At 73.5% G+C, this 5700-nt stretch carries 6 protein-coding genes and 1 pseudogene; 5 read left to right on the forward strand and 2 right to left on the reverse strand.

Going from position 1 to position 5700, the window contains the following annotated elements; translation table 11 throughout:
- The 4 genes and pseudogenes from B7767_RS26905 to egtD form a co-directional block, all read left to right on the forward strand.
- Positions 1–187: pseudogene (locus tag B7767_RS26905) on the forward strand (ergothioneine biosynthesis glutamate--cysteine ligase EgtA); the annotation flags it as partial.
- Positions 184–1500 carry an ergothioneine biosynthesis protein EgtB gene (gene egtB, locus B7767_RS26910; RefSeq protein WP_085574446.1) on the forward strand — a complete coding sequence of 439 codons (1317 nt, stop codon included), beginning with the start codon at positions 184–186 and terminating at the stop codon, positions 1498–1500. The pseudogene B7767_RS26905 and the gene egtB, both read left to right, overlap by 4 nt.
- Positions 1500–2255 (forward strand): ergothioneine biosynthesis protein EgtC, encoded by a 756-nt coding sequence (egtC, locus tag B7767_RS26915; RefSeq protein ID WP_085574447.1) that lies wholly within the window; start codon positions 1500–1502, stop codon positions 2253–2255. The genes egtB and egtC overlap by 1 nt, the downstream gene beginning before the upstream one ends.
- Positions 2252–3214: an L-histidine N(alpha)-methyltransferase gene (gene egtD / locus B7767_RS26920; RefSeq protein ID WP_085574448.1), complete on the forward strand. Its 963-nt coding sequence runs from the start codon at positions 2252–2254 to the stop codon at positions 3212–3214. Before egtC ends, egtD begins: the two co-directional genes overlap by 4 nt.
- A gap of 28 nt (positions 3215–3242) precedes the next feature.
- Here the strand turns inward: egtD and B7767_RS26925 are convergent, their stop codons facing one another.
- Positions 3243–4493 (reverse strand): extracellular solute-binding protein, encoded by a 1251-nt coding sequence (locus tag B7767_RS26925; protein WP_085574449.1) that lies wholly within the window; start codon positions 4491–4493, stop codon positions 3243–3245.
- 186 nt (positions 4494–4679) lie between these two features.
- Between B7767_RS26925 and B7767_RS26930 the strand changes: the two genes are divergently transcribed.
- Entirely contained in the window at positions 4680–4895 is a 216-nt protein-coding gene (locus tag B7767_RS26930; RefSeq protein WP_085574450.1) for a dodecin, read from the forward strand.
- Between the two features lie 25 nt (positions 4896–4920).
- On the opposite strand, the gene B7767_RS26935 is transcribed toward B7767_RS26930, so the two are convergent.
- Positions 4921–5412, reverse strand: coding sequence for a hypothetical protein (locus tag B7767_RS26935; protein WP_085574451.1), 492 nt, complete (start codon positions 5410–5412; stop codon positions 4921–4923).
- Positions 5413–5700: the final 288 nt, after the last annotated feature.

Raw genomic sequence — 5700 nt, forward strand, 5'->3', positions numbered from 1 at the left:
GGCGCTGCGCGCCCTGCCCCGGCTCGGTGCCGGCACCGAGGTGGTCGACGCGGTCGAGGCGTACCGGGACCGGTACGTCGCCCGGGGCCGCTGCCCGGCCGACGACTCGCTCGACGAGCTGCGCGCGACGGCCCGCGGCACGCGCCCCCGCCCCACGCACCCGCACGGGAAGGACACCCCCTCATGACCGACCCCGCCCTCGACGCCGAAGCCCTGCGCGAGCGCGCGGTCGCCTCGCTGATCACCGCACGGGACCGCACCACGCTGCTCACCAGCTGCGTCGACGGTCCCGACCTGACCGCCCAGCACTCGCCGCTGATGTCGCCGCTGGTGTGGGACCTCGCCCACATCGGCAACCAGGAGGAGCAGTGGCTGCTGCGGGCCGTCGCCGGCCAGGAGGCGATACGGCCCGAGATCGACACCCTGTACGACGCCTTCGAGCACCCGCGCGCCGAACGCCCGAAGCTGCCGCTGCTGCCGCCGGAGGAGGCCCGCCGGTACGCGGCCGACGTGCGCGGCCGGGCGCTGGACGTGCTGGAGACCGCCGCGTTCCACGGGACGCGGCTGACCGAGGCGGGCTTCGCCTTCGGGATGATCGCGCAGCACGAGCAGCAGCACGACGAGACCATGCTGATCACCCATCAGCTCCGCAGGGGTCCGCAGGCCCTGACCGCCCCGGACCCGGAGCCGGTGCCGCTGTTCACGGGACCGGCCGAAGTCCTGGTTCCGGGCGGCCCGTTCACCATGGGCACCTCGGACGAGCCGTGGGCGCTGGACAACGAACGGCCCGCGCACCGGCGCGAGGTGGCGCCCTTCCGGATCGACACCACTCCGGTGACGAACGCCGCGTACCGGGCGTTCATCGAGGACGGCGGTTACGACGAGCCCCGCTGGTGGACGGCCGAGGGCTGGGCGCACGTCCGCCGCAACTCCCTCACCGCGCCGCTGTTCTGGCGCCGGGACGGCCGTCAGTGGCTGCGGCGCCGGTTCGGTGTCACCGAGGTGGTGCCGCCCGACGAGCCGGTGCTGCACGTGTGCTGGTACGAGGCCGACGCCTACGCCCGCTGGGCCGGGCGCCGGCTGCCCACCGAGGCCGAGTGGGAGAAGGCGGCCCGGTACGACCCGGCCGGCGACCGCTCCATGCGCTACCCGTGGGGCGACGCCGACCCCGGTCCCGGGCACGCCAACCTCGGCCAGCGGCATCTGCGTCCGGCGCCCGCCGGGAGCTACCCGGCCGGTGAGTCGCCGCTGGGCGTACGGCAGTTGATCGGCGACGTGTGGGAGTGGACGGCGAGCGACTTCCTGCCGTACCCGGGGTTCAGGGCGTTCCCGTACAAGGAGTACTCGGAGGTGTTCTTCGGGCCGGAGCACAAGGTGCTGCGCGGCGGTTCGTTCGCCGTGGACCCGGTGGCCTGCCGGGGGACGTTCCGCAACTGGGACCTGCCGGTCCGGCGGCAGATCTTCTCCGGGTTCCGTACGGCGCGCTCGGAGGAGGTCTGATGTGCCGTCACATGGCGTACGTCGGGCCCGGGGAGCCGCTGGGCGAACTGCTCGTGAAGCCGCCGCACGGGCTGTACCGGCAGTCCTGGGCGCCCCGGCGGCAGAGGTACGGCACGGTCAACGCCGACGGCTTCGGCGTGGGCTGGTACGCGGAGGGCGATCCGGTGCCGGCCCGGTACCGGCGGGCCGGACCGGTGTGGGCGGACCTGTCGTTCGCGGATCTCGCCCGTGTCGTACGGACCCGGGCGCTGCTCGCGGCCGTGCGGGACGCGACCCTGTCGGGTGCCGACGCGGAGGCCGCGGCGGCGCCGTTCGCCGCCGGGACCTGGCTGTTCAGCCACAACGGGGCGGTGCCGGGCTGGCCGGGCTCGCTCGCGCCGCTGGTGGCCTCCCTGTCCGCCGAGGACGTGCTGTCCCTGGAGGCCCGCAACGACTCCGCGTTCGTGTGGGCGCTGGTGCTCGCCCGGCTGCGGGCCGGTGACGAGGAGGGGCAGGCACTGGCCGACACGGTCCTGGAGGTCGCCGCGGCGGCCCCCGGGGCCCGGCTCAACCTGCTGCTCACCAATGGCGACACCGTCACGGCGACCGCCTGGGGCGACACGCTGTGGTACCTCACCCGGGCCGGTGGCGGCACCGTCGTGGCCTCCGAGCCCTACGACGACGATCCGCACTGGCGTGAGGTACCCGACCGCACCCTGCTCGCGGCGAGCCGCACGGACGTCCTGCTGACCCCGCTCAAGGAGCCTCTCACGTGAGTCCGTTCCACCTCACCCGCATCCTGCCCGAGGACGCCACCGACGCCGCCCTGCGCGCCGACGTCCGCGAGGGTCTGACCGGCAGCCCCAAGACGCTGCCGCCCAAGTGGTTCTACGACGCGCGGGGCAGCGAACTCTTCGAGGAGATCACCGCGCTGCCCGAGTACTACCCGACCCGCGCCGAACGCGAGATCCTGCGCGCCCGCGCCGGTGAGATCGCCGCGGCGTCCGGTGCCCGCACCCTGGTCGAACTGGGCTCCGGCTCCTCGGAGAAGACGCGGCACCTGATCGACGCCCTGACCGGGCTGCACACCTATGTCCCCGTCGACGTCAGCGAGAGCGCCCTCACCCTGGCCGGGCGGGCGCTGGCCGCCGAGCGGCCGGGGCTGGACGTGCACGCGCTGATCGCCGACTTCACCGCCCGGCTGGCCCTGCCCGGCACACCGGGGCCGCGGCTGGTGGCGTTCCTCGGCGGCACCATCGGCAACCTGCTGCCGGCCGAGCGCGCCGCGTTCCTCGCCTCCGTCCGCGCCCTGCTCGCCCCGGGCGACGCCCTGCTGCTGGGCACGGACCTGGTGAAGGACGAGCGGGTGCTGGTCCGGGCGTACGACGACGCGGCCGGTGTGACGGCCGCGTTCAACAAGAACGTCCTGACCGTCGTCAACCGGGAGCTGGGCGCCGACTTCGACCCGGACGCCTTCGAGCATGTGGCGCTGTGGGACGCCGGGCACGAGTGGATCGAGATGCGGCTGCGCTCCCGCACCACGCAGACGGTGAAGATCCCCTCGCTGGGACTCGCCGTGGACTTCGCGGCGGGCGAGGAGCTGCGCACCGAGGTGTCGGCGAAGTTCCGTCAGGACGGAGTGCGCGAGGAACTGTCGGCCGCCGGGCTGGAACTGACCCGGTGGTGGACGGACGGGGAGGCGCGGTTCGCGCTGTCGCTGAGCGTCGCGCGCTGACGGGAGCGCCTCCGGGCCGCGCGTCGCCCTAGTCGAAGGCCAGGGCCTCGGTGATGCGGCGCGCGGCGCGCTCGGCCTCGGTGGCCGGGTCGGACCCGGTGAGCACCTTGGTCATGTACTCCTTGATCGGGTTGTCCGCCTCGACCGCGCTCCACCGGGGTGTGATGGGGGTCGCCCGGCCCTGTGCGGCTCCGGCCGCCATGGCCGCGACCCCCTCCTCCCCCTCCACCGACCCGGCGAGTTCGGCCTTGTTGGGGACGTAGTTCATCGTGCGGGCCAGGTCGGTGTTCCACTGCGCTCCGGTGAGCGCGGCGACGACCTCGACGGCGCCCTCCCGGGTGTCGGTCTTGGCCGGGACCACGAGGTCGGAGCCACCGGTGAAGACGGCACCGGGCTGGTCGGCGGTCCTGCCGGGGACGGGGAAGTAGCCCAATTCGCCCTCGAGTTCCGGGTTCTGCTTGAGGATGGCGCTCGCCAGCCCCGGTACGGCCACGATCTGGGCGACCTTGCCCTCGGCGAACACGCCGGCCTGCGGCGGGTGTTCCTCGTCGGCGTCGACCGGTCCGTCGCCGAGTGCCTGGAGCCGGCGGTAGAAGTCCATACCGCGCAGCGCCTCCGGACTGTCCAGCGCGCCGCGCCAGACGCCGTCCCGCTCCTTGGCGAGGTCTCCGCCCTCCTCCCAGATGAAGCCCGCGAGCGTGTACCAGTCCTGTCCGGCGAGGTAGATGCCCTGGTTGCCGCCGGTGTTGAGCTCCTCGGTGAGGGTGAGCCACTCGTCGCGGGTCTTCGGCGGGGCGGTGATGCCGGCCTGCCGGAAGAGGTCCTTGCGGTAGATGACGACGCGGTTGGCCGCGTACCAGGGGATGCCGTACTGCTGGGAGCCCCACTGGCCGGGTTCGGCGAGACCGGGCAGCCAGTCCTCCCGGCCCCAGTCGCGCATGGACTCCAGGGTGAGGTCGAGCAGTCCGTCGCCCTCCGCGTACGCGGCGACCTGGGTGTTGCCGACCTCGATGACGTCGGGGCCGTCCTCCTCACCCGTCTCCAGTGCCTTCTGCACCTTCTCGCCGATGCCGGTCCATTCCTGGATGCGGATGTCGAGGTCGAGTCCGGGGTGCTCGCGCTCGAACTCCTCGGTGAAGCGGTCCAGGTATTCCTGCGAGGCGCTGTGCTGCATCAACCACACGGTGACCGTGCGCCGTTCGGTGTCGCCGGGCATCAGCCCACAGCCGCTGAGCAGGGAGGCGGACACACAGACAAGGGCGAGCAGACGGCGTTTCACGAGGGGTCCTGTTTCTGTCTGACGGACAGGGCGGGTCCCGACGTGGGGGGCGAGCGGAGCTCGGGCGGGCCCTCAGCATCTTGGTATGGACCAATGCTCAGGTCAAGCCGTCCGGTGGACGGGGCCGCCGTCTCGCGCTCCGCCGTGGTGTGGGGCACGGTGGAGTGAGGCGAGAGGAGCACTTGTATGTCGAATCACACCTACCGGGTCACGGAGATCGTCGGCACCTCGCCCGACGGCGTCGACCAGGCCGTACGCAACGGCATCGAACGCGCCTCGCAGACCCTGCGCAATCTGGACTGGTTCGAGGTGACCCAGGTGCGCGGCCAGATCGAGGGCGGGCAGGTCGCGCACTGGCAGGTGGGGCTGAAGGTCGGCTTCCGGCTGGAGGGAACGGACTGAATCCCGGGGCCGGACCCGGACGGGGTCAGGTCCGCCCTTCGCGCTCCTGCGCGTCCTTCAGCTCGCCGGACGGGGCCGTCCAGCGGGCCTGTACGACGGCGAAACCGGCCCGCCGGGCGTCCAGGCAGACCAGTTCGTCGTCGTCCACGAGCACGCGGACGTCCCGGGTGCGGGCGAGGCGGCGCAGGACCGCCAGCTTGGTGTGGCGGGCCGGCCGGCGGTCGGCGTTGCCGCGCATGTGCACGTCCCCCTCGGGCAGCCCCTGGGCGGCGAGCCAGTCCAGCGTGTCCCGCCGGCAGCGCTCGGGGCGCCCGGTGAGGTAGACGATCTCGCACTCCCGCGCGCTCCTGTGGACCAGCGCGATGCCCTCGGCGAGCGGGGGGTCCTGCGGCGCGGCGGCGAAGAAGGCGTCCCAGTCGCGGGGCCTGCGCTCCAGGAAGTGCTGCCGGTGCGCGGTGTCGGCGAGGGTGTTGTCGAGGTCGAACACGGCCAGCGGCAGCTTGTTGCGATCGGTCACACGGCCGAGCCTAGACGCACGTACGTGCCCGCGGGCACGTCGCGTCGCGCGACAACCCGCGCAGCCGCAGGTACGCCGCGCCGCCCACCACCGCAGCTGCGGGCAGCCCTGCCTCCCCCAGTGCCTCAAGGGCCTGGGAGGTACCCCCAGAGCGGCACGACTGCCCGCGGAGGGGCGGGGCAACTGCCGCGGAGGGGCGGGGTGGCGGCGCGCGGAGGGGCGGGGAGGGAGTACGCGGCGCGGCGGCGCACGGAGGGCGAGATGCGTGGCGCGGCGGCGCGCGGAGGG

This window comes from Streptomyces sp. 13-12-16 (genome assembly GCF_002114215.1).
GTDB lineage: Bacteria > Actinomycetota > Actinomycetes > Streptomycetales > Streptomycetaceae > Streptomyces.

Excerpts from the sequence above, each read along its gene's own strand:
- egtB (WP_085574446.1), top strand. The coding sequence starts at position 184 with ATGACCGACCCCGCCCTCGACGCCGAAGCCCTGCGCGAGCGCGCGGTC.
- egtC (WP_085574447.1), top strand. The coding sequence starts at position 1,500 with ATGTGCCGTCACATGGCGTACGTCGGGCCCGGGGAGCCGCTGGGCGAA.
- B7767_RS26930 (WP_085574450.1), top strand. The coding sequence starts at position 4,680 with ATGTCGAATCACACCTACCGGGTCACGGAGATCGTCGGCACCTCGCCC.